The 21,396-nt window shown below is 70.8% G+C and carries 18 protein-coding genes and 3 pseudogenes; 8 read left to right on the plus strand and 13 right to left on the minus strand.

What is annotated here, in order from left to right; genetic code table 11:
* Positions 1 to 370: 370 nt before the first annotated feature.
* The 3 genes from ACFWJW_RS13090 to ACFWJW_RS13100 all read right to left on the minus strand — a co-directional run bounded on the left by ACFWJW_RS13090 (position 371) and on the right by ACFWJW_RS13100 (position 3,649).
* Positions 371 to 874: an ATP-binding protein gene (locus ACFWJW_RS13090; RefSeq protein ID WP_387239046.1), complete on the minus strand. Its 504-nt coding sequence runs from the start codon at positions 872 to 874 to the stop codon at positions 371 to 373.
* Between the two features lie 216 nt (positions 875 to 1,090).
* Positions 1,091 to 2,602, minus strand: coding sequence for an FGGY-family carbohydrate kinase (locus tag ACFWJW_RS13095; RefSeq protein WP_387239049.1), 1,512 nt, complete (start codon positions 2,600 to 2,602; stop codon positions 1,091 to 1,093).
* A 3-nt stretch (positions 2,603 to 2,605) separates the two neighbouring features.
* Complete coding sequence (locus ACFWJW_RS13100; RefSeq protein ID WP_387239380.1) at positions 2,606 to 3,649, minus strand: 2-hydroxyacid dehydrogenase; 1,044 nt, start codon at positions 3,647 to 3,649, stop codon at positions 2,606 to 2,608.
* A gap of 558 nt (positions 3,650 to 4,207) precedes the next feature.
* Between ACFWJW_RS13100 and ACFWJW_RS13105 the strand changes: the two genes are divergently transcribed.
* Positions 4,208 to 4,456, plus strand: coding sequence for a hypothetical protein (locus ACFWJW_RS13105; RefSeq protein WP_387239052.1), 249 nt, complete (start codon positions 4,208 to 4,210; stop codon positions 4,454 to 4,456).
* Between the two features lie 3 nt (positions 4,457 to 4,459).
* Here the strand turns inward: ACFWJW_RS13105 and ACFWJW_RS13110 are convergent, their stop codons facing one another.
* On the minus strand, positions 4,460 to 6,109 hold the full coding sequence (locus tag ACFWJW_RS13110; protein WP_387239054.1) for an MFS transporter: 1,650 nt from the start codon (positions 6,107 to 6,109) through the stop codon (positions 4,460 to 4,462).
* 282 nt (positions 6,110 to 6,391) lie between these two features.
* Between ACFWJW_RS13110 and ACFWJW_RS13115 the strand changes: the two are divergent.
* Positions 6,392 to 6,553 (plus strand): annotated as a pseudogene (locus tag ACFWJW_RS13115) (ATP-binding protein); the annotation flags it as partial.
* A gap of 141 nt (positions 6,554 to 6,694) precedes the next feature.
* On the opposite strand, the gene ACFWJW_RS13120 reads toward ACFWJW_RS13115, so the two are convergent.
* Positions 6,695 to 7,735, minus strand: a complete 1,041-nt coding sequence (locus ACFWJW_RS13120; protein ID WP_387239057.1) for an Lrp/AsnC family transcriptional regulator — start codon at positions 7,733 to 7,735, stop codon at positions 6,695 to 6,697.
* Positions 7,736 to 7,852: 117 nt separating this feature from the next.
* Here ACFWJW_RS13120 and ACFWJW_RS13125 point away from each other — a divergent pair, with 117 nt between their 5' ends.
* From ACFWJW_RS13125 to ACFWJW_RS13140, 4 genes are all read left to right on the plus strand, one after another.
* Positions 7,853 to 9,076 (plus strand): M20 family metallopeptidase, encoded by a 1,224-nt coding sequence (locus ACFWJW_RS13125; RefSeq protein ID WP_387239061.1) that lies wholly within the window; start codon positions 7,853 to 7,855, stop codon positions 9,074 to 9,076.
* Between the two features lie 29 nt (positions 9,077 to 9,105).
* Positions 9,106 to 10,458: an MFS transporter gene (locus ACFWJW_RS13130; RefSeq protein WP_387239064.1), complete on the plus strand. Its 1,353-nt coding sequence runs from the start codon at positions 9,106 to 9,108 to the stop codon at positions 10,456 to 10,458.
* A gap of 137 nt (positions 10,459 to 10,595) precedes the next feature.
* Positions 10,596 to 12,029 (plus strand): aspartate ammonia-lyase, encoded by a 1,434-nt coding sequence (locus tag ACFWJW_RS13135; RefSeq protein WP_387239067.1) that lies wholly within the window; start codon positions 10,596 to 10,598, stop codon positions 12,027 to 12,029.
* 178 nt (positions 12,030 to 12,207) lie between these two features.
* Positions 12,208 to 12,423 carry a hypothetical protein gene (locus ACFWJW_RS13140; RefSeq protein WP_387239070.1) on the plus strand — a complete coding sequence of 72 codons (216 nt, stop codon included), beginning with the start codon at positions 12,208 to 12,210 and terminating at the stop codon, positions 12,421 to 12,423.
* Between the two features lie 171 nt (positions 12,424 to 12,594).
* On the opposite strand, the gene ACFWJW_RS13145 is transcribed toward ACFWJW_RS13140, so the two are convergent.
* From ACFWJW_RS13145 to ACFWJW_RS13180, 8 genes and pseudogenes are all read right to left on the minus strand, one after another.
* On the minus strand, positions 12,595 to 13,923 hold the full coding sequence (locus ACFWJW_RS13145) for a PucR family transcriptional regulator (RefSeq protein WP_387239073.1): 1,329 nt from the start codon (positions 13,921 to 13,923) through the stop codon (positions 12,595 to 12,597).
* A gap of 140 nt (positions 13,924 to 14,063) precedes the next feature.
* A complete protein-coding gene (locus ACFWJW_RS13150; protein WP_387239076.1) occupies positions 14,064 to 15,773 on the minus strand; it encodes a bifunctional 3-(3-hydroxy-phenyl)propionate/3-hydroxycinnamic acid hydroxylase in 1,710 nt (569 codons plus the stop codon).
* Positions 15,774 to 15,797: 24 nt separating this feature from the next.
* Complete coding sequence (locus tag ACFWJW_RS13155; RefSeq protein WP_387239079.1) at positions 15,798 to 16,718, minus strand: VOC family protein; 921 nt, start codon at positions 16,716 to 16,718, stop codon at positions 15,798 to 15,800.
* 40 nt (positions 16,719 to 16,758) lie between these two features.
* On the minus strand, positions 16,759 to 17,631 hold the full coding sequence (locus tag ACFWJW_RS13160; protein WP_387239082.1) for a fumarylacetoacetate hydrolase family protein: 873 nt from the start codon (positions 17,629 to 17,631) through the stop codon (positions 16,759 to 16,761).
* Between the two features lie 129 nt (positions 17,632 to 17,760).
* Positions 17,761 to 18,159, minus strand: coding sequence for a lipocalin-like domain-containing protein (locus ACFWJW_RS13165; protein WP_387239085.1), 399 nt, complete (start codon positions 18,157 to 18,159; stop codon positions 17,761 to 17,763).
* A gap of 7 nt (positions 18,160 to 18,166) precedes the next feature.
* The gene (locus tag ACFWJW_RS13170) at positions 18,167 to 19,168 is read right to left on the minus strand and encodes a metal-sensing transcriptional repressor (protein WP_387239383.1); all 1,002 of its coding nucleotides are present in this window, start codon (positions 19,166 to 19,168) and stop codon (positions 18,167 to 18,169) included.
* Positions 19,083 to 19,268, minus strand: a pseudogene (locus tag ACFWJW_RS13175) (hypothetical protein); the annotation flags it as partial. The gene ACFWJW_RS13170 and the pseudogene ACFWJW_RS13175, both read right to left, overlap by 86 nt.
* Positions 19,207 to 19,692: a hypothetical protein gene (locus ACFWJW_RS13180; RefSeq protein WP_387239088.1), complete on the minus strand. Its 486-nt coding sequence runs from the start codon at positions 19,690 to 19,692 to the stop codon at positions 19,207 to 19,209. The pseudogene ACFWJW_RS13175 and the gene ACFWJW_RS13180, both read right to left, overlap by 62 nt.
* Between ACFWJW_RS13180 and ACFWJW_RS13185 the strand changes: the two are divergent.
* Together ACFWJW_RS13185 and ACFWJW_RS13190 are read left to right on the plus strand one after the other, a co-directional pair.
* Positions 19,621 to 19,918 (plus strand): annotated as a pseudogene (locus ACFWJW_RS13185) (PspA/IM30 family protein); the annotation flags it as partial. The gene ACFWJW_RS13180 and the pseudogene ACFWJW_RS13185 sit on opposite strands and share 72 nt — an antisense overlap.
* A 766-nt stretch (positions 19,919 to 20,684) precedes the next feature.
* Positions 20,685 to 21,302, plus strand: a complete 618-nt coding sequence (locus ACFWJW_RS13190) for a flavin reductase family protein (RefSeq protein WP_387239091.1) — start codon at positions 20,685 to 20,687, stop codon at positions 21,300 to 21,302.
* Positions 21,303 to 21,396: the final 94 nt, after the last annotated feature.

The following is a 21,396-nucleotide window of genomic DNA, read 5'->3' on the forward strand; positions in this document are numbered from 1 at the left end:
GTACAGCGGCTCAGCGGGGTGGAGTCGCGCGGGCAGCCCGGCTGAGGCAGGGCTGAGGAGGGGCATGTGGATGCCTCCCTGGGGTGGTGGGCACGGCATCTATGGCGGAATTAGTATCAGGCTAATGCTCTGCTGTTAACACATCTTGCGAGAAATTCTCTTTGGATCTCTCACCCAACTGTCTCCGCTCAGGGGTCGGACACCTCCGCCCACCTCCGGCACCACTGAACGGCAAGACCTCCGGGCGGAGTGCCGGACGGCCCCGGCCCCTGCCACCGTCATCCCCAAGGAATCCCGCACGGGCGCCGGACCAAAACACGGGGAACCCCTCACCTCGACCCCTGAGGGGTCGCTGGGAAGGCTGCCGGTGTCAGTCCGCCCACGGACGCGCGGCCGCGACGGCCAGGCAGGCCAGGATCCAGGTCCCGTGGTCGTCGTGGTGCAGGTCAACCCTGGTGGAGAGGGCGTGAACGAGAGTGAGGCCACGGCCGTGCTCGTCCGGATCATCCGTCGCGCAGGGCTCGCGGGGCGGGGCGGGGTCACCGTGATCGCCCACCGCGATGCGCAGCGCACCCGGGCCGAGGGTCAAGCACAGCGACATCTCGCTCCGCCCGTGTAGGGCCGCGTTCGCGGCGAGCTCTCCCACGATCAGGACAGCCGCGTCACGCTCGGCGTCCGACAGGTGCCAGCGGCTGAGCAGATCGGCTGCGATACGACGAAGGCAGCCGACCAGCACCTCCTGCGCCGGAAGCGTGAACTGGGCCTTTGCGGAACGGGGCGGGGTCCGGGTCCGCGGGGCCGGGAAAGCGGCATCGGTCCACGGCGCGACGCGCGAAGGTCCGGGGAGGTTCGAGGGGGCGGTGTCGGGAGGCATGGCAGTAGCTTTCGAGCTTGCGGGCGGAGTCGATGCCACATCGCGTGGCGGGTGACCGAGCCGCAGAGAGCGGGAGGCCGCAGGGTTTGCCTTGAGGCTTGTCTACGCCCCCACACCGCTATTTGCAATAGATTTGCGGAGGAAATCTCAGAAAATGCGATAAGTGATCAGGTGCCATCGTATTTCTTGAGGTTTCGGCGCTGGCTGACTGTGTGCTCACTCCGCCGTCCCGGCCGCATCCATGCGGGCCCAGAGCGGTTGGAGAGCCTGAAGCGCCTCCTGGTACGCCTGGTACGCCTCCTCCAGCACCGCGACCCGATCGGTGCCCGGTTCATGGCGCCTGAGAACGGAAGTGCCGGCGCGCGGATCCTCCACACCGTCGAGCAGCCCGACGGCGGTGGCGGCGAGCAGGGCCGCTCCCCGGGCGGCGCTCTCCTCGACATCCGTCACCACGACCGGCCGCTGCAGCGCATCGGCGAACATCTGGCTCCAGACCTCGCTGCGCGCTGCACCGCCGGTCAGCCGGGCCGGCCCGGTGACGCGCAGCCTCGAACAGAGCGCGTCGACGTGCCATCGGTGGTTGAGGACGACGCCTTCCATCAGGGCCCGCAGCAGATCACCACGATCATGCCAGCCGCGCAGGCCGAGGAACGTCCCGGACGCGGGCTGCCGATACGGGGATCCGTAGACAAACGGGTGGAACAACACCTCCGACCGGCCCTCCAGATGCGCCGCGGCTTCCTGGCCGATCCGGTCGTAGAGGTCGTCACGGTGCTCAGCCGGTGCGCCCATGACCCGCAGGAACCATTCCAGATTGGCCACGGACGCGGGAGAGGTGGACATGATCATCCACCGTCCCTGGCGGACGAATCTGCGGACCTGCCACCGGGGATCGACGACGGGGAGGTCACTGATCAGCTGGTTGATGCTGAACGACCCGGCGATCAGGCAGAGTTCACCGGGGCCCGTGCCGCCGATCCCGAGCGCGGCCGCGTCGACGTCGTGTGCGCCCGTGACCACGGGTGTACCGGCAGGGAGCCCGGTGGCTACCGCTGCCTCGGGGGTGATCGTTCCGCACACCGCGTCGCAGGCCCGTACGGGCGGCAGCTTGGCAGCGAGCCCGCCGAGCCCATACAGGTCGAGAAGCTCCTGCGAGTAGGTGCCCGGATGCAGGTCTGTGAACGAAGCACTGGAGTCCGTGGGGTCAGTGGCCACCACGCCCGTCAGATTCAGCCGCAGCCAGTCCTTGCAGGACAGCAGCCAGCGGGCACGCTCCAGCACGCCCGGCTCGTGGCGCGCCAGCCAGGCCAGCAGGGCGGCCGGGGAACCCGCGAAGGGAACGGTGCCCGACAGCGCGAGGGCACGTGGCCAGACCGGTGTCTCCCGCCAGGCGGCCAGTACCGGCTCGGCACGGGTGTCCATCGCGACGATCGCGGGCCGCACCGGTCGGCCCCGCTCATCGACGGCGTAGAGGCCGTCGCCGTGTCCGGTCAGCCCCACCGAGGCGACGGCCCGCCCCTCCGGGCCCGCCGCGGCGAGGCAGGACCTGATGGCCCTGTGCGCGGTCCGCCACACGTCGTCCATGTCCCGCTCGACCCAGCGGGGATGCGGGGTGCTCAGCGGCACCGTCCCGATGCCCCGCGCCACCTGCCGCCCGGCGGCGTCGAACAGCACCGCCTTCGTCGCGGTGTGTCCCGCGTCGACGCCGAGCACCAGATCACGGGGCAACGCTCACACCCACCCCAGCTCACGGGCGTTGACCGCGGCCGCGCAACGGCCGGTCGCCGCCAGTTCGGCGACGGCCTCGGCGACGAGCCGTGCCGAGCGCACCGTCGTGGTCGTCGTGTCACCGGCGTAGTGGGTGGTGAGCGTGACGTTGTCCAGCCGGCGCCAGGGGCTGTCCGCCGGCAGCGGTTCCTGGTCGTGCACATCGAGCCCGGCGCCGGCGATGCGGTGGGTCACCAGGGCGTCGTACAGGGCACGGGTGTCGACCAGACGGCTGCGCGCGGTGTTGACGAAGCAGGCGGTCGGTCTCATCAGGGCGAAGTGCCGCACGCCGATGAATCGTTCGGTCTCGGCCGTCAGCCGGGCGAAGAGCTGGACGAAGTCGGACTCGCGGAAGACCGTGTCCAGACTGTCGACGCGCTCGACCGAGAGCTGCGCCAGAACGTCGTCGGGCACGTACGGGTCGTAGGCGAGCAGACGGGAACCGAAACCACGCAACCGTGCAGCGAACGCCCGCCCCACGTGACCGAAACCGACCATGCCGACGGTGCTTTCGCCGATCTCGCGGCCGGGACCACCGAAGTCCTTCCGCCACCCACCGGCCTTCACTGAGGCATCCGCACGGACGATGTCCCGCGCTTCCGCAAGCATCAGACCGACGGCGAGCTCGGCCACAGCCGAGGCATTGCGGCCGAAGACCGGTATGACGGCCACGCCGCGGGCGGAGGCAGCGGCGACATCGACGTTCTCCAGCCCCGTACGCGCCACGCAGACCGCCCGCAGCTCCGGGGCGGCCCGGAGCACCGCAGGGGGAACCGGGGCGAAGTGCACGGCCAGCACCTCGGCCCCGCCCACCGCCGCCACGATCTCGTGGGGCACCGCCACGGCCTCGGGCCCCATCCGCTCCATGGCCTGCTGAGCCGCGTGCTGTTCCGCCTTGCTTCCTGACCAATCGACGCTGTGGACAGGCCCGAAGCGCGGACCGCAGCCCGCTGCCAGGGCGTCGATGTAGTACTCGGCAGGGATGAAGCGGTCACCGACAATCAGCACGCGCAATGAGATCTCCGCTCGTCCGGCGGCATCGTGCCGGGCCCCGCGGCCCCACACGTCTGCGCCGGGCGCGCTCGTGCCCCTCTCGCGATCGTCCCACCTTCCCCGACGGCGCGCCCGGCGTCGGCGTACGGCCTGCTGCTGAGCTGCCACGAGATCGAGCTCTGTCCCTGGCGCGGAAAGCTCGGGTGCGGGAGGAAGTCCGAGGGGGTGACCGATGGCCCTGACCCGGGTGTCTTCCCTGATCAGGGCGCGAGCACGCCGACTTTCTGACATCGTTTTCATCAACGGCCATCCCCCGCCTTCCCCTGCCACCGGGCGAGGCCGTTTCGGGCGGCCAGCGTGTGGGGGTGTTCGTGGCCCTGCACTCGGGGATTCCCGGACAGCAGGCTGGCCGTGACCGCCCCCGGCTCGCTGCCAGGGCTCGCGGTGCCGCGCCTCTTCGTCCATTACGACGGCTCACACTGACGGTACGGCCCACCCGCCCTCGGCCTCAGGCCCTTCGGCGCATGCGCGCAGGCCCGGTGTCCATGACCCTGGAAGCAGAACCGTATGGCGATGGCGTGGGAAACCGCGGGCCGGCTCGCCGCGCTCCAGCTCGGCGGGCGCCTGGAAATCACGATCACCGGAACCGGTCTGGTCCTCACGGCAGGCAAGACCGACGACAGCGGGGCGGTGGGACGGACCGAATGGGACCAGGCGGCGTTCGCAGTCACCCAGGACCGGAGAGGCTGCCCCTCGACACTCAACGGCTGTTCACCACCGTCCGCGTCCGAGGCGGCGACGAATCCCTCTTCCCGACTCTGAACGTCATTCAGGCGTGGCAGGTGTGGCCTTCCTGCGCCGCGGCCACAGGAAGAAGACGACCACCGTCGAGGCGAGAGCCAAGAAGGCTGTGATGGCCATGGTGTCGGCGACGCCGGACGAGAACGCCTCGGTGGCAGCCTGTACGACGGTGTGCCGGAGATCGGGCGGGAGCGACGCGATCGCATCCCGGAAGGACGAGGAGTTCACCAGCGCCCGCCGGACCTGAGAGATCTGCGCCTGTGTCAGACCCGACGCCTCGACGACGCCGGCGGCTTCCTGTGTGGTGAATGCCCTGGCGATCGCGGTGAGGACGGCAACTCCGAGCGCGCCGCCGAGCATGCTGGACATCTTGAACACACCTGCGGCGGCGCCCGCGAGCTCGATGGGGACCTCACCGACGGCCGTGTTGGCGACGGGAGTGCTCACCAGGCCCAGGCCGAGCCCGATGACGATGAGGGCGACGGCGAGGTACTCCGTCGAGCTGCGCGTACCGAGAGAACCCAGGAGGCCCAGGCCCGCGCTGGCGACCACGAGCCCCACCACCGAGGGCAGCCGCCCACCCCATCGGTTGTCGAGCCTGCCTCCAAGAGGAATGCACAGGAAGACCCCGACAGTGGCGGGCAGCATGAGCACTCCGGCCTCCACCGGGCTGTAGCCGCGGGCGTTCTCCAGCCAGAGCACGAGCAGGAAGCTGAGCCCGGCGAAGGTGAAGTTCATCGTGAGGTTGGCTGTGAGGGCACCGTTGTAGGCCCGGATCCGGAACAGCCGCAGGTCCACGAGCGGCGTCCGCGCCCGCCGTTCGATGAACCACCACCCGACCGAGAGCACCGCCGTCGCCACGAACAACGCCACGATCAGCGGGTCTCCCCAGCCCACGCTCGGCCCTTCGGTGAGCGCGTACAGGAGGGCGAAGGCCGCCAGGACGATGGCCACCAGCCCCAGCCAGTCGATCGTGCGTGCGGCCTTCTCATCGCGGGACTCCGGCGTCGTGGCCTGGACGACCACGAACGTGAGCGCGGCCAGCGGCAGGTTGATCCAGAACAGCCAGCGCCAGCCGAGGCCGACGGTGATCACGCCGCTGAGTGCGGGCCCGATGGACAGCCCGCCCCAGGCCACCGCCTGCCAGATTCCGAACGCCGCTGTCTCAGCCTTCCCGGAGAACTCGGGAGGGATGAGGGCGAGCGAGGCGGGCAGGATCAGCGCGGCACCGATACCCATGAGCGCACGGCCGATGACCAGCCATTTGACGTCCGACGCGAGCGCGGCCGGCAGGGAGAACACGGCCAGCAGCACGATGCCCAGCTGCAGCATCCGGCGGCGGCCGAAGAGATCGCCGAACTTGCCCAGGGCGATCACGAACGCACCGGTGACGAGGCTGAAGGCGTTGTTCACCCACTGCAGGTTCGACAGGCTGGTGTTGAATTCGTTCGCGATCTGGGGAATCGCCACACCGAGATCGCCGAAAGCGAGCCAGACCATCCCCGCAGCCGTGCAAATCGCGGTCAGCGAAACCCACCGGTGCGCAACGACGGGACCGTTGGAGGGTGGTTCGTTCATCACGACGCTGACCTCTGCTGTCCCCGTTTTGGCGGTCTGTGTTCCTCGGACGCGCTCGGAGCGTAACGAACCAATCGTGCGGCGTTCTTCTCCCACGCCCGGTGCCCTTCGTGATCCACCCAGTCCGTACCAGTCGGCCCGCGGCAAGGTGTTTGAGGACCGCGAGGCCACGAGAACCCATCCTGGAGCACTGCGCGTCGATGACATCTCATCGATGACGCCCGTCTGTACGAGCAAACCCGCCTCGACATCACGAGCTGGTTCGGAACGTGATCCCCACGTCGGGGCAGAGAGACTCGGACACCCCACGGTCGAAGGGCTCGGTGCCGGGGGTGAGCACCGACGCGGCGGCCACGGCCACCCCCCAGTGCGCAGGCGCTGACCGGATCGTCCCAGCGCTTCACCCGCGGAGACCACAGCCGCAGCCGCACCGCCGGCAGCACCGGCCTGGGGCTGGCCATCGTCGAAGGCGTCGTCGCCGCACACCAAGGCGAGGTCGCCGTCACCAGCCGTCCCGGCCGTACCTGTTTCCGTCTGCGTCTTCCGGCTGCTCGTCCGTCTAGCGTCGGAGAGGATCGGACAGGCACGAGCCGGCGGACGGCCGGTGGAGGCCGGGCTGCCGCTGTCGAGGGGCGTACGCGGCACCCCGAGGTCCGACTTCTTGCGACGCCGGGAGAGCGGTCACTGACGCAGTGCGTCCGGCATCCCGGCCCACGGGTTGATGGGCACCGTGCCGACGCCGCGGCCGAAGTCGTCCAGCAGCCAGCCCATGCGCTTCGTCATGCGCAGCACGACGGCCCGCTCCGTCAGCTTGAGGGCCGGGAAGCGTTCGGCGAGCTTTTCCTCCAGGCGGTGGCTGTCGCCGAGGGAGCGCAGCCAGACGATCACGAGGAGATTGTCGGTGCCGGTCATCGCCGCGCACATGCGGATCTCCGGCAGGGTGACCAGCGTCCGTGCCGTCATTTCCAGTTCGCCGGGCGGGACGCTCGCCCAGAAGTGGGCGATGACCGGCCAGCCGCTGATGATCTCGGCCACTTCACACCGGAAGGACACCAGGCCGTTCTGGATGATCCTTTCCAGACGGCGCCGGGCGGTGGACACGCTCATGGAGGTGAGGTCGGCGAGCTCGGTGGCCGTTCGGCGGCCGTCGTCGCCGAGGGCGAGCACCAAATCGCGGCAGGAGTCGGGCAGCAGGCCGTCACCGACGGTACGGGGCGGGGCGTGCCGGGCGAGGTGGGTGCGCTGGTCGGCACTGAGCGCCTGGAGGCGCCATTTGCTGGCTTCGCTGTAGAAGTGCGTGGCGGTGTGGGTGCGCGTACCGCGGACTCCGGACAGCCGGCTGAGGTGGTCCAGGACGAAGCGGGACAGCGCCTGCAGATCGGTGAACACGACGATGAGGAAAAGGTCGCGTCCGCTGCCGACCTGGGACACCGAAGCGACCTGGGGGACGCGCATCAGAGCGTTCACCACGTGGTGGCGCGCGCTTGGTTCGCAGTCCACCTCGACGAATGCCAGGCAGTGGTGCTCGGCCCACACCGACAGCTTGGGGTAGGCGGTCACCCAGGCGAGTCCCTCGGCGCGGATTCGTTCCCAGCGCCTGGCGGCCGTGACCGGATTGATGTCGAGCACCTTGCCGATCTCGGTCCAGGTGGCGCGGGGAGCGATCTGCAGCACGTGGATGAGGGCCAGATCCGCCTCATCGAGGTTGAACGAATCCTGCATGGGACCTCACCACCTGGTGTTTTCTTCTCATTCCAGCACCGGCGTTGCGGGTGCGTCCAGCCTGAGGACAGCCGCCGACCCGGCGGATGCGTGAGAGCTGGAGGTATCTCCCCCGCAATGACGATCTGCGTAGACACAACTACCTTGCGCGATGACCTGGTGCGGCTGCGACGCAGCCTGCACGCCGAACCCGAGGTCGGACTGGACCTCCCGCGCACCCAGGACAAGGTCCTGGCGGCGCTGGACGGCCTGCCGCTGGAGATCGCCACGGGCGCCCGGCTGTCCTCGGTGACGGCTGTGCTGCGCGGCGGCCGCCCGGGCCCGGCCGTGCTGCTGCGGGCCGACATGGACGCACTGCCGCTGACGGAGCGCACCGGCCTCGTCTTCGCTTCCCGCACGGACGACGCCATGCATGCCTGCGGGCACGATCTGCATACGGCGATGCTGGTCGGCGCGGCGCAGCTGCTCGCCGCCCGGCGCGCCTCGCTCGCCGGGGACGTGGTCTTCATGTTCCAGCCGGGGGAAGAGGGGTGCGACGGCGCCGGCGCGATGCTCGCCGAGGGCGTACTCGATGCCGCGGGCCGTTTGCCCACCGCCGCCTACGCGCTGCATGTGTTCACCACCGGCTTCGAGAACGGCGTGTTCGCGGCCCGGAGCGGCCCGACCATGGCGGCCACCAGCGACCTGGACGTGCGCGTCGTCGGTGCCGGCGGCCATGGCTCGGCCCCGTACCGGGCCAAGGATCCGGTGCCCGCGGCATGCGAAATGGTGACCGCGCTGCAGACCATGGTCAGCCGGGTCTCCGATCCGTTCGACCCGGTGGTGATCACCGTCGGATCGTTCCACGCCGGCACCCGCCGCAATGTCATCCCCGATGCCGCCCGCTTCGAGGCCACCGTGCGGACGTTCTCCGCGGCGGCGCGGAACCGCATCCAGGACGCCTCGGTCACCCTCATCCGCTCGATCGCGGCCGCCCACGGACTACGGGCCGAGGTGGAGTTCACCCCCCGGTACCCGGTGACGGTCAACGACACACACGAGACCGCCTTCGTCGAGTCGACCGTGCAGGAGGAATTCGGCGGGCACCGCTTCCGGCCGCTGCCGCATCCCCTCACCGGCGGGGAGGACTTCTCCCGGATTCTCGAGGAGGTGCCCGGGAGTCTGGTCATGCTGGGCGCCTCGCTCCCGGGCGCGGACCCCGCCACGGTCGCCAACAACCACTCGCCGCATGTCGTCTTCGACGAGGCGGTGCTGCCCGAGGGTGCCGCACTCTATGCCGCGCTCGCCACCCGCCGTCTCGCCGCCGAGCCCATCGACGCCCCCGCCCCGCCCCGGCCGTAGTACGCCTTCCCTCCCGTCCTGGAGTTACGATGCCCATCCCGACCTCGTCCCGCCCGGCGCCCGAGCCGTCCCCGGACCCGTCAGAGCCGCCGATGCCCGCGCAGCCCGCCAGCCCGTCCTTCCGGGAGAGACGACGTGCCTTCCTCGGTACCGGGATCGGCAACGCCCTCGAGTGGTACGACTGGCACATCTACGGCATCTTCGCGCCGTTCTTCGCCCAGCAGTTCTTCGATCCGGGCAACGAGCTCTCCGCGCTCCTGTCGGCACTGGCCATCTTCGCCGTCGGCTTCCTGATGCGGCCGGTGGGCGGATTCCTGTTCGGCTGGCTCGCCGACCGCAAGGGCCGCCGCTTCTCGATGCTGACCTCGATCGGTCTGGCCGCGGCCGGAAGTCTGGCGATCGGCGTAGCGCCCACATACGCAAGCGCCGGCGTGGGCGCGTCGCTCTTCCTCCTGCTCGCCCGGCTCGCCCAGGGCCTGGCACACGGCGGGGAACTACCCTCCGCACAGACCTATCTCGCCGAGACCGCCCCACCCGCCCGCCGCGGCCGCTGGACCAGCGCCATCTACGTTTCCGGGGCCTGCGGAATTCTCCTCGCCACACTGCTCGGCGCCGGCCTGGCCGCTCTCTATGGAGCGCACGGAATGGCGGCGTGGGCCTGGCGCGTGCCCTTCCTCGTCGGTGGGCTCCTCGGCGTGTACGCCCTGTTCCTGCGTCGTCGGCTGACGGAAACTCATGCCTTCGAAAAGGAGCGGGCCGACGACACGACCGGACCTCGTCCCTCCGTACTGCGCGGCATCTGGCAGAACCGTGCGGCGGCCGCGCGAGTGATCGGCCTGACCGTCGGCGTCACCGTCGTCTACCAGTCCTGGACCGTCGCCGCGCCCGCCTACGCCATCGGTGTGCAGGGGCTCGACGCCACCGCCGTGCTGGCCGCAGAAGTCGTCGCGATCGTCGTCTTCATCGCCGTCCTGCCGCTGTGCGGCGCGCTGTCGGACCGCATCGGGCGCCGGCCCAACATGCTGATCTTCGGGCTGAGCATGGCGGTGCTCTCCTATCCGCTGACGTACCTGGCCCGAGGGGGCTCGGCCTGGCAGCTCGGCCTCGCCATGACGGTCGCTCTGATCTTCATTGCGCTGGCTGTGTCCATCCTGCCCGCGCTCTTCGCCGAGCTGTTCCCCACCCGGGTACGTGCCACCGGCACCGGCGTGCCATACGCCATCGCCGTGGCCCTGTGCGGCGGCACCGCGCCGTACCTCACGACATGGCTCGCCGGTCACCACGCCCAGGGTTACTTCACCGGCTACGCCATCGCCCTCCTCCTGCTCGGCGTGCTGGTGGTGCTCACCACGCCCGAGACGCGCGGCAAGTCCCTCGACTGAGCCGCGCCGGCCCCTGAGCCGCCCTCCTCCGCACGCTCTTCCGTATGGCCCGCAGGCCGGACCACCGACGTCCGGCCTGCTGGCCGTGCCCTGCCGCACCACTGCCCACGCCACCACCACAGACTGGAGCCTTACCGATGGCGGATGACCGATTCCGTATCGAGCACGACCTTCTCGGCGACCAACCTGTACCCCAGGACGCCTACTTCGGCATTCACACGCTCAGGGCGGTGCACAACTTTCCCGTCACCGGCACCGGCATCTCCGTCTACCCCGACCTGATCCGCGGACTGGCCGCCGTCAAGCAGGCGGCCGCGCTTGCCAACCGCGATCTTGGGCTCCTCGATGACCGCAAGGCAGGTGCCATCGTCGCCGCGTGCACGGAGATCCGCCGGGGGGAGCTGCATGACCAGTTCGTCGTCGACGTCATCCAGGGCGGCGCGGGTACCTCCACCAACATGAACGCCAATGAGGTCATCGCCAATCGCGCGCTGGAGCACCTCGGTAACCGGCGCGGCGACTACCACCATCTGCACCCTTTGGACGATGTGAACGCCGGCCAGAGCACCAACGACGCTTACCCCACCGCCGTCAAAGTGGCCCTCCATGCGGCCGCTCGACGGCTCGCCGAGGCCATGTCCGTGCTGCGCCGTGCCTTCGAGGAGAAGGCGGATGAGTTCGCCGACGTCGTCAAGACGGGCCGCACGCAGCTCCAGGACGCGGTGCCGATGACGCTCGGTCAGGAGTTCCGGGCCTATGCGGTGATGCTCGGAGAAGACGAGCAGCGACTGGCGGAGGCCTGCGGTCTCATCTGCGAAATCAACCTGGGTGGCACCGCGATCGGCACCCGCCTCAACTCCCACCCCCGCTATGCCGCACTGGCCTGTGAACACCTCGGTGCGATCACCGGTCTGCCGCTGTCCACCGCCCCCGACTTGGTCGAGGCTACCCAGGACGCGGGCGCGTTCGTACAGCTCTCCGGAGTCCTCAAGCGTATCGCCGTCAAGCTCTCCAAGACCTGCAACGACCTGCGTCTGCTGTCCTCCGGGCCCCGTGCCGGCTTCGGCGAGATAAATCTGCCGCCGGTACAGGCCGGTTCCAGCATCATGCCGGGCAAGGTGAACCCGGTCATCCCCGAAGTGGTCAACCAGATCGCGTTCCGGGTCATCGGCAACGACCTGACCATCACCCTGGCCGCGGAGGCCGGACAGCTCCAGCTCAACGCCTTCGAGCCGGTCCTCGCCCACTGCCTGTTCGAAAGCATCGGCCAGCTGCGCGCCGGATGTCTGACGCTGGCGGAGCGTTGTGTCGCGGGGATCACCGCCAACCGCGACCACTTGCGAGCCGTGGCCCACCGCTCCATCGGCATCATCACCGCCCTCACCCCACGCATCGGCTACGCCCAGGCCAGCGCCGCCGCGCAAGAAGCACTCGCCACCCACAGCTCCGTCGCCGACGTGGTCCTGGCGCGCAAACTCCTGACCCGCGCCGAACTCGACCGGCTGCTCCGCCCGGAAATCCTCGCCGGGGCTACCGAGGGGGAGCACGACACCACGGCTCGCCGCTCCTGAACGAATCCTGATTGCAGCCGCACATTGTGACCGGAATCCCCTGTTTTCGCGCCCGGCGTGCACCACTGCTCCAGTCTGAAAGCAGCCGTTGAACGGCGTCCCGATCCATGGACCGTTCTCGCCGGTCGCCCGACAGGTGAGGAGCCCGGCCCGCCCCCACGGAAATCAGGTGAGCATCATGACCAGGTGGGAGGTCCACATCCCCACGGTCGCCCCCGACGGAACCCGCGGCTTCCAGATATTCGTCTACAGCCTCTCGCACCACAACGAGGCCCTTGCCCGCTCCCGGGCACTCGCCGAGGTGACCAGCGATACTGCCGTCCGGCACCGCCGCGGCGCCGCCGCCGACACCACCGCACTCGACATCACACTGCGACAGGCCAGCCTGATCTGACAGCCGTCCGCAGCACGATGAGCTCCCGTCAGCCACGTCGTGTCAGTACTCGAGAGTTCAGGCCGCATCGAGCTGCATATAGGGGTCGGCAGGGTGAGCGCCGCGCCGTCGATGCCGACCGGTGGGTACGGCCATGGTGTGACGGGCCGGGGCCGGCAACCGGCGCCGCGCTCAACCTGGCGCCAGCCGTTGTTCCGCGAGGCCGGTGTGCTTCAAGCCGAGTACGGCTCGGGCGATCTCCAGGGCGAGGCGCAGTTCCAGTGTGCTGCCTGCGGCGGTGGACGGGGGCAGGAGTTCCTCGGCGCGTTTGACCCGGTAGGTGACGGTGTTGCGGGCCACATGCAGGGCGCTGGCGGCGGCTCGCAGGCTGTGTTCCTCGGCGAGGTATACGCGCAGCGTCTCGCGCAGTTCGCATACCCGGGCGCCGTCGGAGGCCAGCGGGCCGAGGAGGTCGTGGACGAACCAGCGGGCGTGTTCGGGGTCGGCGGTGGCCAGGGCGGCGAGGCGCACCTCGCGGTAGTCGGTCAGCCAGTCGCCGGGAGCGAGCCGGGCGATGCGCTCTGCCTCGCGTGCGCCGTGGTGGCTGCGGCGCATCCCGGCCGTGCCATGGGCGGGCGGGCCGAGGGCGAGGCGGACACCCGGGGCGCGGTCGGTTCCGGTCCGCAGGCGGTCGGTCAGGCCGGTGAGGTTGTCGGGTGCGTGCAGCCACAGCCAGGCGGTGTCCGTCGTGGCGGGGATCGTCAGCGGGTGGCCGGTGCCGAGCGTGCGGGCCAGCGCGGTCGCTGTGTGCTGGAGCCGTTCCGCTGCGGGCACCGGGTCCTCGGTGCGGTCGCACCACAGCACGGCGGCCAGATGGGTACGGGTGACGTCGTAGCGCAGCCGTCGGTTCGCGGCTTCCGGGTCCACCGGGCGGGCGGCCAGCAGGTCGTCGACCGTCGCGCGGCGGGCTGCTTCGTCGCTGCCGCGCCAGCGGTCCCGCTCGGCGATATAGGACTCGGCGATCAGGCCGGCGTGGGCGTCGGCGTGGGTGAAGAGTTCCTCGGTGATCCCGCGCAGCTCGGTGACGCGTTCGCCGGCCGGGACGTACTGTTCGACGGCCGAGGCGAGTTCCTGGGTGAGTCTGGCGTGGCCGAGCCGCACCCCGCGCAGGACCCGGTCGAGCCGGATGCCCCGGCGCGCGAACTCGCGGCAGCTTTCCAGGGCTTCCCCGGGCAGGTGGTCGCCGTCGCCGGAGCTTTCGGTGAGCAGGAGGCGCAGGGCGGCCAGCACCGTTGATTCGGTCGAGCGCCGCAGGGTGGCCAGGGGCGCCGGGCCGCCGCCGTGTTCGGGGACCTGTTCCAGGACCTCCGCGGCCATGGCATCGGCGGTTTGCAGCGCCCACCGGACCGGCTCGGGCCCGAGGACCTCGGCCGCGGCGCTCACGACGGCCGGGGGAATCGCCGGATCCTGGGACGGGAGGTCCGGGTCCGGGCGGAGCTGCCGGAGCCACTGATGTGTCATGGGTGTCGCCCTTCGGGTGCGTGGGGCGGGAGCCCGGTGACCGCACCGTGTCCTCGCGCCTGCCCCACCCCTATCACCGGTACCTGCTGTCCGCGGTGCAGGCCCTCCCTCCCGGTACGGACGGGAGGGAGGGCGTCACCTCACCGGGCGGGCACCGCAGCGCCGGACGACGTGCCGAGCCCCCGTCGCAGTGCCGAAAGCAGGCCGGATACCTCCTCCGTGCGCGGCGTGCCGCCGAAAACGTAGTGGTCCGGACGCAGCAGCAGGGCTTGTTGGCCGCAGCGCTCCAGGTGGGCGCGGTAGGTGCCGTCGAGGTCGATGACGTCGTCCGGCCCGTCCGCCGTGGTGTCGCCGGTGACCCGCACGAGGCGGATGCCGAGCCGCTCGCACCAGCCGGAGGTCCCGTCGTGGAGCAGGGTGCGCGGGTCCTCGGTGGCGAGCAGGGTGAACGAGCCGACGCCGACGATCTGGTCGAAGAGTCCGGTGCGGCCGCGGAAGCGCACCCGGCCCTGGCAGCCGAGCTGTCCGGCCGGGGCCTGTGGCGCGCCGTCCGCCCCCTGCCGCAGCAGCCCTCCGGTGAGGGTCTGCGGGGGCAGGTCTGCCAGTGGGTCCCGGCCGGCCCGCCGGTCGGCGAGCATCCGCGCATCGCGTACCGCGGCCGCGGCGGGGTCGGGTTCGCAGATGATGCCGCCCAGGAAGACGGAGAGTTCAAGAGCGTGCCGCAGATGCTGGGAGCGTTCCGTGGTGTAGGTGTCCAGCAGGGTCTCGTCGGCGTCGCCGGAGAGCACGAGATCCAGCTTCCAGGTGAGGTTGGCGGCGTCCCGGATGCCCGAACACATGCCCTGCCCGGCGAACGGCGGCATCTGGTGGGCGGCGTCACCGGCCAGCAGCAGCCGGCCCTCGCGCCAGTTCTCGGCCCAGCGGGCCCGGAAGGTGTAGACGGTGTGCCGCTCCAGGGTCGCGTTGCCCGGGTGCAGGTCCCAGTCGGCCAGCAGCCGCCAGGCGTGCTGCTCACTGCCGAACTCCGCGGCCGATTTGCCGGGCAGCAGCATGAACTCCCAGCGGCGGCGGCCGGGTCCGCCGGAGACCGCGGTGGTGGGTCGGGACGGGTCGCAGACCTGGAGGTTGCGCGGGGCGAAGACCCGGTCCCGGTCGTGCGGGATCACGTCCAGGACCAGCCAGTCGTGCTGGAAGCCGCGGTCGGTCACCCCCGTCGTCATCCGGGAGCGGACGAAGCTGTTGGCGCCGTCGCAGCCGACGGCGTAGTGCGCGCGCAGGGTGCGGCGCCCGCGCATCCCGTCGCGGATCACCGGCTCGTCCCCGGCGCTCTCCGCGACGGTCAGCCGGACCCCGTCCGTGTCCTCGATGAGGTCCACGGCCTCCCAGCCGCGCAGCACCTCGACCCCCGGGGTGCGCCGGGCCCGCGCCTCCAGGGCGGCCTCCAGCTGCGGCTGGGTGAAGATGTTCATGGCCGGCCAGCCGGAGTGGCCGGTGTCCTCGAACGCCAGCCGCAGCAGGGTCTCGCCCTGGCCGTTGCGCCATTCGTAGTCCGCGGCCGGTTCGCTGAAGGCGGCCAGGTCGTCCGCGAGGCCCAGGGAGGCCAGGATGCGGGCGACCTCGTGGTCGAAGACCACCGCCCGGGGCAGCGGGTAGGGATGCGGCCAGCGCTCGACGAGGCCGACTCGCCGGCCCCGTGCGCCGAGCTGGATCGCCGTGGTCAGCCCGACCGGCCCGGCGCCGACGACAAGGACGTCGTACACGTCCTCGTCGGTGGCTCCGGCGGCCGGGACGGGGTCCCCGGCGGTGGCCGTGGAGCGGTCCGCTCCGGTGTCCCTGCGGTTGTTGTTCATGCGGTCCTCCTGCCGTAGTGGTGGTCAGCTCGCGTCGTGGGCGCCGGTCATCAGCGCGGCGAGGTCCTCGGGCCGGAGGAAGGAAGGAGGCACCGGCGGGCCCCAGTTGTAGAGCGAGCGGGCGTCCTCCCATATGCGAGGGGTCCACAGCTGGTCGTCGACGATGCAGTCCATGTCAGCGAAGTACTCGGAGAAGTTGCCCGCCGGGTCCTTGAGGTACCAGAAGAAGTTCGAGCCCACGTGGTGGCGGCCCAGGCCCCAGACATGCCGTTCGGGGTGGCCCTCCAGCATCCGCGTCGCCGCGCGACCGACCTCGTCGACGTCGTCGACCTGCCAGGAGGAGTGGTGCAGGAACGGGATCGGGGCCTGCTGCACCAGGACGTTGTGGTGGTCGGTGGAGCACCGCAGGAAGGCTGCCCCCGGGACCAGGTCGCTGACCTTGAAGCCCAGGCCCTCGGTGAAGAACCGCTGCGAGGCGGGCTGATCGGTCGAGCCGAGCACCACATGCCCCAGGCGGCGCGGCCGGACCGGGGCCTCGCGCACCACCGCCGGTGCCCGGCCGTCGGGCCGCTCGGCTCGGCCGGGCCCGTTGTACGGCACCGGCGCGGCGGCCGGCTGCACCCGACGGGGTTGGACCTCGGCGGTGACGGTGACCTCCGTCCCTGGATCGACCGCCCGCAGACAGTGACCGTCCAGGACATGCGGCACCTCCAGGCGGTCCAGGGCAGCGCCCATCCGGCCGAGGTCGTCGGCGTCGTCGACGCCCACGACCAATTCGTCCAGTCGGCGGCGGGGGGCGTGCACGATCCGCAACTGCTCGCCGCCGTCGGCGGAGGCGAACCGGCCGCGGCCCAGGGTGGCGAGCCCGAAGTCGGCGTAGTAGTCGTGTGTGGCGTCGACGTCGGGCACACCCATGGTGATCCGGGCGAGACGGTGCAAGGGCATGGCAGCTCCTCGAAAGAAGGGGGAGGCGGGGAGATCGCGGTCAGGCGCCGGGGGCGTCGGGGTGTCCGGGGCCGGCGGCCAGCTGGTTGCGCAGTGCGCCGATGCTGTCGATCCAGCTGTGCAGTTCCTCGCCGGGGGCGAGGAAGCGGCGCGGGTCACGGGCGCCGCCGACACCGGCCGGGGTTCCGGTGAAGACCAGGTCGCCCGGCAGCAGGGGGCAGACGGCGGAGAGCCGGGCGATCTGCTCGGCGACGGGGAAGACCATCCGGCCGGTGCGGGAGTCCTGCACTGTTTCGCCGTCGACGGCGCAGCCGAGTACCAGGTCGTCGGGGTCGGCGAACTCATCGGGCGTGACCAGGACCGGGCCGGTCGGGCTGAATCCCGGGAACGACTTGCCGAGCGCGAACTGCGGTGCGGGGCCCTGGAGTTGGACGCGGCGCTCGGAAAGGTCCTGGCCCACGGTGAGACCGGCGACGTGCCGCCAGGCGTCCTCGGCGGCCACCCGGTGGGCCCGTGCGCCGATCACCGCCACCAGCTCGACCTCCCAGTCCACCATCGTGCTGGGCAGCTCCACGGTGTCGTACGGACCGGCCAGCGACGTCGGGTACTTGGTGAAGACGGCCGGCTCAGCCGGGGTGTCCAGGCCCGACTCCGCGATGTGGTCGGCGTAGTTCAGCCCGACCGCGAACACCTGACGCGGCCGCGGCACGGGGGCGCCCAGCCGGTGCTCCTCCAGCGGGGAGCGCTCGGCTTCCCGGGCGGCGGGCGTCCGCGCCCAGGCGGTGAACTCCGCCCAGCGGTCGAAGACCGCCTGCGGGTCGGACGAGAAGCGGCCGTCGCTGGCCCTCTCGACGTCCACCACCCCGTCCTCGTGAACAAGTACTAGACGGTTACCGAGATTTGCTGTGCGCATGGCGCACCACCTCCGGAGGGGAAGAAAAGGGGAAAGAGGGGAGGGGGACGGGGAAAGGGGGGAGGGACGTGTGCCGGCCGCGCGCGCACCACACGAGGGAAGGGGGCCACGGGTGCGCGCCCGTGGAGCTCACACCCGGGCTCTGCGCCACCGCAGGCGCTGACGGGCTCCCTCATCCGTGGTGGCCGTCAGCAGCAATTCGTCCGGACCGCTGTGGACGGCGCGCTCCAGGGTGACCCCCACCCAGGGCCCGTAGTGGCTCGCGGCGACGTGATGGCACAGCGACCCGTCCGGCGTCCGCTCCCAGCGCCCGGCATACGCCACGGTCCCGCCGGACACCCCCGCCTCGGCAGCCACTTCCGCGCCGGCCATGGCCGGGTCGGTCGTCAGCAGCGCGCTCATCCAGCCGTCGGGGGTGTACAACAGCATCCCGCCGGGCCGGTCCCCCAGCGGCCGGGTCTCTTCCCCGGCCCGCTCCACCGAACAGTGCACCAGGCTCCAGCCACCGACGATCTCGTCCTCATCCACCCACGCCTCACAGCTCTCGTCCGGGAGGGCCCGACCGGACCGGGCGCACAGGGCGCCTCGGAGCGGCACCCGGCGGGCCGGGCCGCGGGACGGCGTCGGCCGCCCACACCCCGAGCCAATCGCAGTTCCCACCCGCCACACTTGGTCCACGAGCCCAAAGATCTCGTCGGCGATTGCGCCCTGTGGACCCGGTCGCAGCACGGCCGGTGCCGATATGGCCGCCGCTGCGCCTTGCCGGCCGGAGTCCGGGCGCGCGCCGGACGTCCTGGGTCCGCGGCGGTCGGGGGCACGCACCTTCCCGGCAGGATTGCGCATGCCGCACGTGGTCGTCGAGCAGACCCAGCGCGACCTCCTGCAGCGCCCGGGTGACGGCGCTGATCTGGGTGAGCGCATCGACGCAGCACCGGTCGTCGTCGACCATGCGCGGCACCCCGCGCACCTGGCCCTCCACCTTGTGCAGCCGGTCCAGGTGGTCGGACTTGCGTTCGGCATAGCCGGGCGGCACCGGATGGTGGGCGCCGGGGTTGCCGGAGACGGGTGTCACGGGAGCGCACCTCCCTCGTACATGCCGACGGCACCGCCTGGCGTAGCTGGACGGCGGCCTGTTCGGGCGGGACGGGGTTGACGGCGATGCCGCTGCCGAGTTCGAAGCCGGCGGTGGCGGACAGTCGGGGCACCAGTTGGAGGTGCCAGGCGGAGTAGGCGGTGGCCTCCTCACCGTTGGGGGCGCTGATGAGGACGTAGTTGTAGGGGATGTCGCCGAGCAGGCTGCGCAGAGCGGCGAGCAGACGCCGCAGCAGTGCGGCGGTCCCGTCGAGGACGTCGTCGGGAGCGTCGGCGAAGGAAGCCTGGTGGTGGCGCAGCGGCACGATCGGGGTGGCCACGATTTGGGAGTGCGGGTGCGGCAGGGAGGTGCCGGCCGCCGGGCCGTGGTTGCGGAAGGGCAGGACCAGGCCGGGGCGGCGTGTGCGCAGCGCGAGGGAGCGGGCGCGGTAGGCGCGCAGCACACCGGCGGCGGCGGTGTCGTCGCCGTCGGGCAGGTCCCAGTCATGGTCGGGGGATTCGATGACGACTTCGTGGCTGCCGGTGCCTTCGGCACAGGTGTACAGGCCGGTGGTGCGGTGGTGGGAGGAAGCCGCCCCCCGCCGTGATCGTCTTCCAGTCGGCCACCACTCCCAGGTCGCGCAGCAGTGGCAACATCGCCTCGCCGGTGACCATCGACTCGTCCACCGCCGACGCTCCGGACCGCACCTCCGCGTCCGCCGGAACCTTCTCGCCCGGGCGGATCACGACCTCGTCGTCGACGATCACGTCCTGCACCGGGATCTCGGTCTCGGCATCGTCGTGCACCACCCGGGCGGTACGGGCCTGCAGGCCCAGTAGTGCGCGAACGGCCTCGCCGGTGCCCGCTTTGGCTTTCGCCTCCAGCAGCCGCCCGAGCAGCGCACGGCGATAGCCTCGCAGCTCGCCGACCTGAAGGCACAGGAAGCGTCGCTGTGGGCCGAAGAGGAGAAGCTCACACCGGCCTCGCAACGGCTACAGGCGAAGGTGGACGCGTTCCGTACCCGCAAGGAGACGATCAAGGCCAACTACACCGCTGCTGAGGCCGAGACCCACATCGGGAGGCCGTCACCGGCATCTCCGAGGAGATGGCGATGTCGGCATGGCCATGCAGCGCGCCCAGGACAAGGCCGAGCAGTTGGAGGCCCGCGCCGGCGCACTGGACGAGCTGATCGCCTCCGCGCGCTGGAGGACGCCACCCTACTGCCCGAAGGCGACATCGGCCTGGCGCAGGTACGCGCACTGCTGACCGACGAGGGCCTGAACGTCTCGCCCCCGCGCAGCGCTCCGCGCTCATCGAAGCGCTCACCGCTTTCAACGACGCGGGCGGCGAGCCGCCTGTGGATGCCTTGGAAGCACATCCCCTCGGGTGGGCCGACACCCTCCCGGATCGCCGTAGTTGAGTCGGTCCGCTCCCGTCGTGAGCGCCGGGCAGGACGGCGCCGCACCGGCTTTCACACGGTGATGCCTCGCTTGAGCGTCCCCGCTTTCGACCGTGAGAGCTACGCCCGCTGCTGTCCAGCTCGCTGTGGCCCGGATCCATCGAGACGCGTCATACGCATCAGCGCCGAACTGTCGGCGAAGCCGACGCGCGGTACAGGGGCGCGGAGTTCCTCGTTTCGACGAAATGAAACCCTGGAAGATCTCGACGACCACATCGGCCTCCCCTGGGACAAGCTGCCCTGGCGCGCGCCTTTACGGACCCAGCCATATGCGATGCGGCCTGGGCGAGTCCGTTCTGGGCGGCGGAGAGGTGTTGGCGGGCTACGCGGCGGGCGGTGTCCTCGGAGGACTTGAGCGCCATCACGCACATCATGCGAGCCATGTGGCGGTCGCTGTCGTTGATGAGGTTCATGCGGCCGCCGGTGGCTCCGATACCGGGCACTTGCCGCCGAGCTCAGGGGTTTGGTGGTGCCGTAGATCCGCTGTACGTTCCGCGGCTGCCGGTGTGGATACTGATCCCCATGCGCATTGACTTCGATCCCGCTGCCATGTCCCGCAACGAGTTCTACCGGCTGCTGACCGCCACCGTGGTGCCGCGGCCCATCGCCTGGGTGTCGACCACCTCGGCGGACGGAACACACAACCTGGCGCCGCACTCCTTCTTCACGATCGCCAGCGTCGCGCCGCCCGTGGTGCAGTTCAGTTCCGTCGGGCGCAAGGACACCCTGCGGAACGTGGAGGCGACCGGACAATTCGTGGTGAACCTCGCGCCGGAGGGGCTCTTCGAGCAGATCAATGACACGGGTACGGATTTCCCGCACGGGGTGAGTGAGTTCGAGGCGGCCGGGATCGGGTCCGAGCCCAGTCTGCGGGTCAAGCCGCCGCGGGTGGCGGGCTCGCCGGTGGCGTTGGAGTGCGAGGTGCACACCACGCTGGGAATCGGGGACGCGACCGTGGTGTTCGGGCGCGTCGTGCACGCGGTGGTGTCGCAGGAGGTGCTGGTCGACGGGCACCCGGAAATCACCCGGATGAAGCCTCTGTCACGGCTCGGAAAGGACGAGTGGGGGACGGTCGGCGAGGTCCGGGAGATCTCCCGTATCCGTCACGCGGACTGGCAGGGGCCGGCGGGCGACCGGTAGGGGAGAGGGAGACGGGGAGGGAGAGGGCACGGGGGCCGGGGGAAGGGATCACCCCCGGGTTCCGTGAGCGTTCCACGTCGATTTATCCGTAGGC

This window comes from Streptomyces sp. NPDC127097 (assembly GCF_042724075.1).
GTDB lineage: Bacteria > Actinomycetota > Actinomycetes > Streptomycetales > Streptomycetaceae > Streptomyces.

Coding starts and splice junctions, on each gene's coding strand:
- ACFWJW_RS13090 (WP_387239046.1), bottom strand. CDS start 874: ATGCCTCCCGACACCGCCCCCTCGAACCTCCCCGGACCTTCGCGCGTC.
- ACFWJW_RS13105 (WP_387239052.1), top strand. CDS start 4,208: ATGGCGTGGGAAACCGCGGGCCGGCTCGCCGCGCTCCAGCTCGGCGGG.
- ACFWJW_RS13120 (WP_387239057.1), bottom strand. CDS start 7,735: ATGCAGGATTCGTTCAACCTCGATGAGGCGGATCTGGCCCTCATCCAC.
- ACFWJW_RS13125 (WP_387239061.1), top strand. CDS start 7,853: ATGACGATCTGCGTAGACACAACTACCTTGCGCGATGACCTGGTGCGG.
- ACFWJW_RS13130 (WP_387239064.1), top strand. CDS start 9,106: ATGCCCATCCCGACCTCGTCCCGCCCGGCGCCCGAGCCGTCCCCGGAC.
- ACFWJW_RS13135 (WP_387239067.1), top strand. CDS start 10,596: ATGGCGGATGACCGATTCCGTATCGAGCACGACCTTCTCGGCGACCAA.
- ACFWJW_RS13140 (WP_387239070.1), top strand. CDS start 12,208: ATGACCAGGTGGGAGGTCCACATCCCCACGGTCGCCCCCGACGGAACC.
- ACFWJW_RS13145 (WP_387239073.1), bottom strand. CDS start 13,923: ATGACACATCAGTGGCTCCGGCAGCTCCGCCCGGACCCGGACCTCCCG.
- ACFWJW_RS13150 (WP_387239076.1), bottom strand. CDS start 15,773: ATGAACAACAACCGCAGGGACACCGGAGCGGACCGCTCCACGGCCACC.
- ACFWJW_RS13155 (WP_387239079.1), bottom strand. CDS start 16,718: ATGCCCTTGCACCGTCTCGCCCGGATCACCATGGGTGTGCCCGACGTC.
- ACFWJW_RS13160 (WP_387239082.1), bottom strand. CDS start 17,631: ATGCGCACAGCAAATCTCGGTAACCGTCTAGTACTTGTTCACGAGGAC.
- ACFWJW_RS13190 (WP_387239091.1), top strand. CDS start 20,685: ATGCGCATTGACTTCGATCCCGCTGCCATGTCCCGCAACGAGTTCTAC.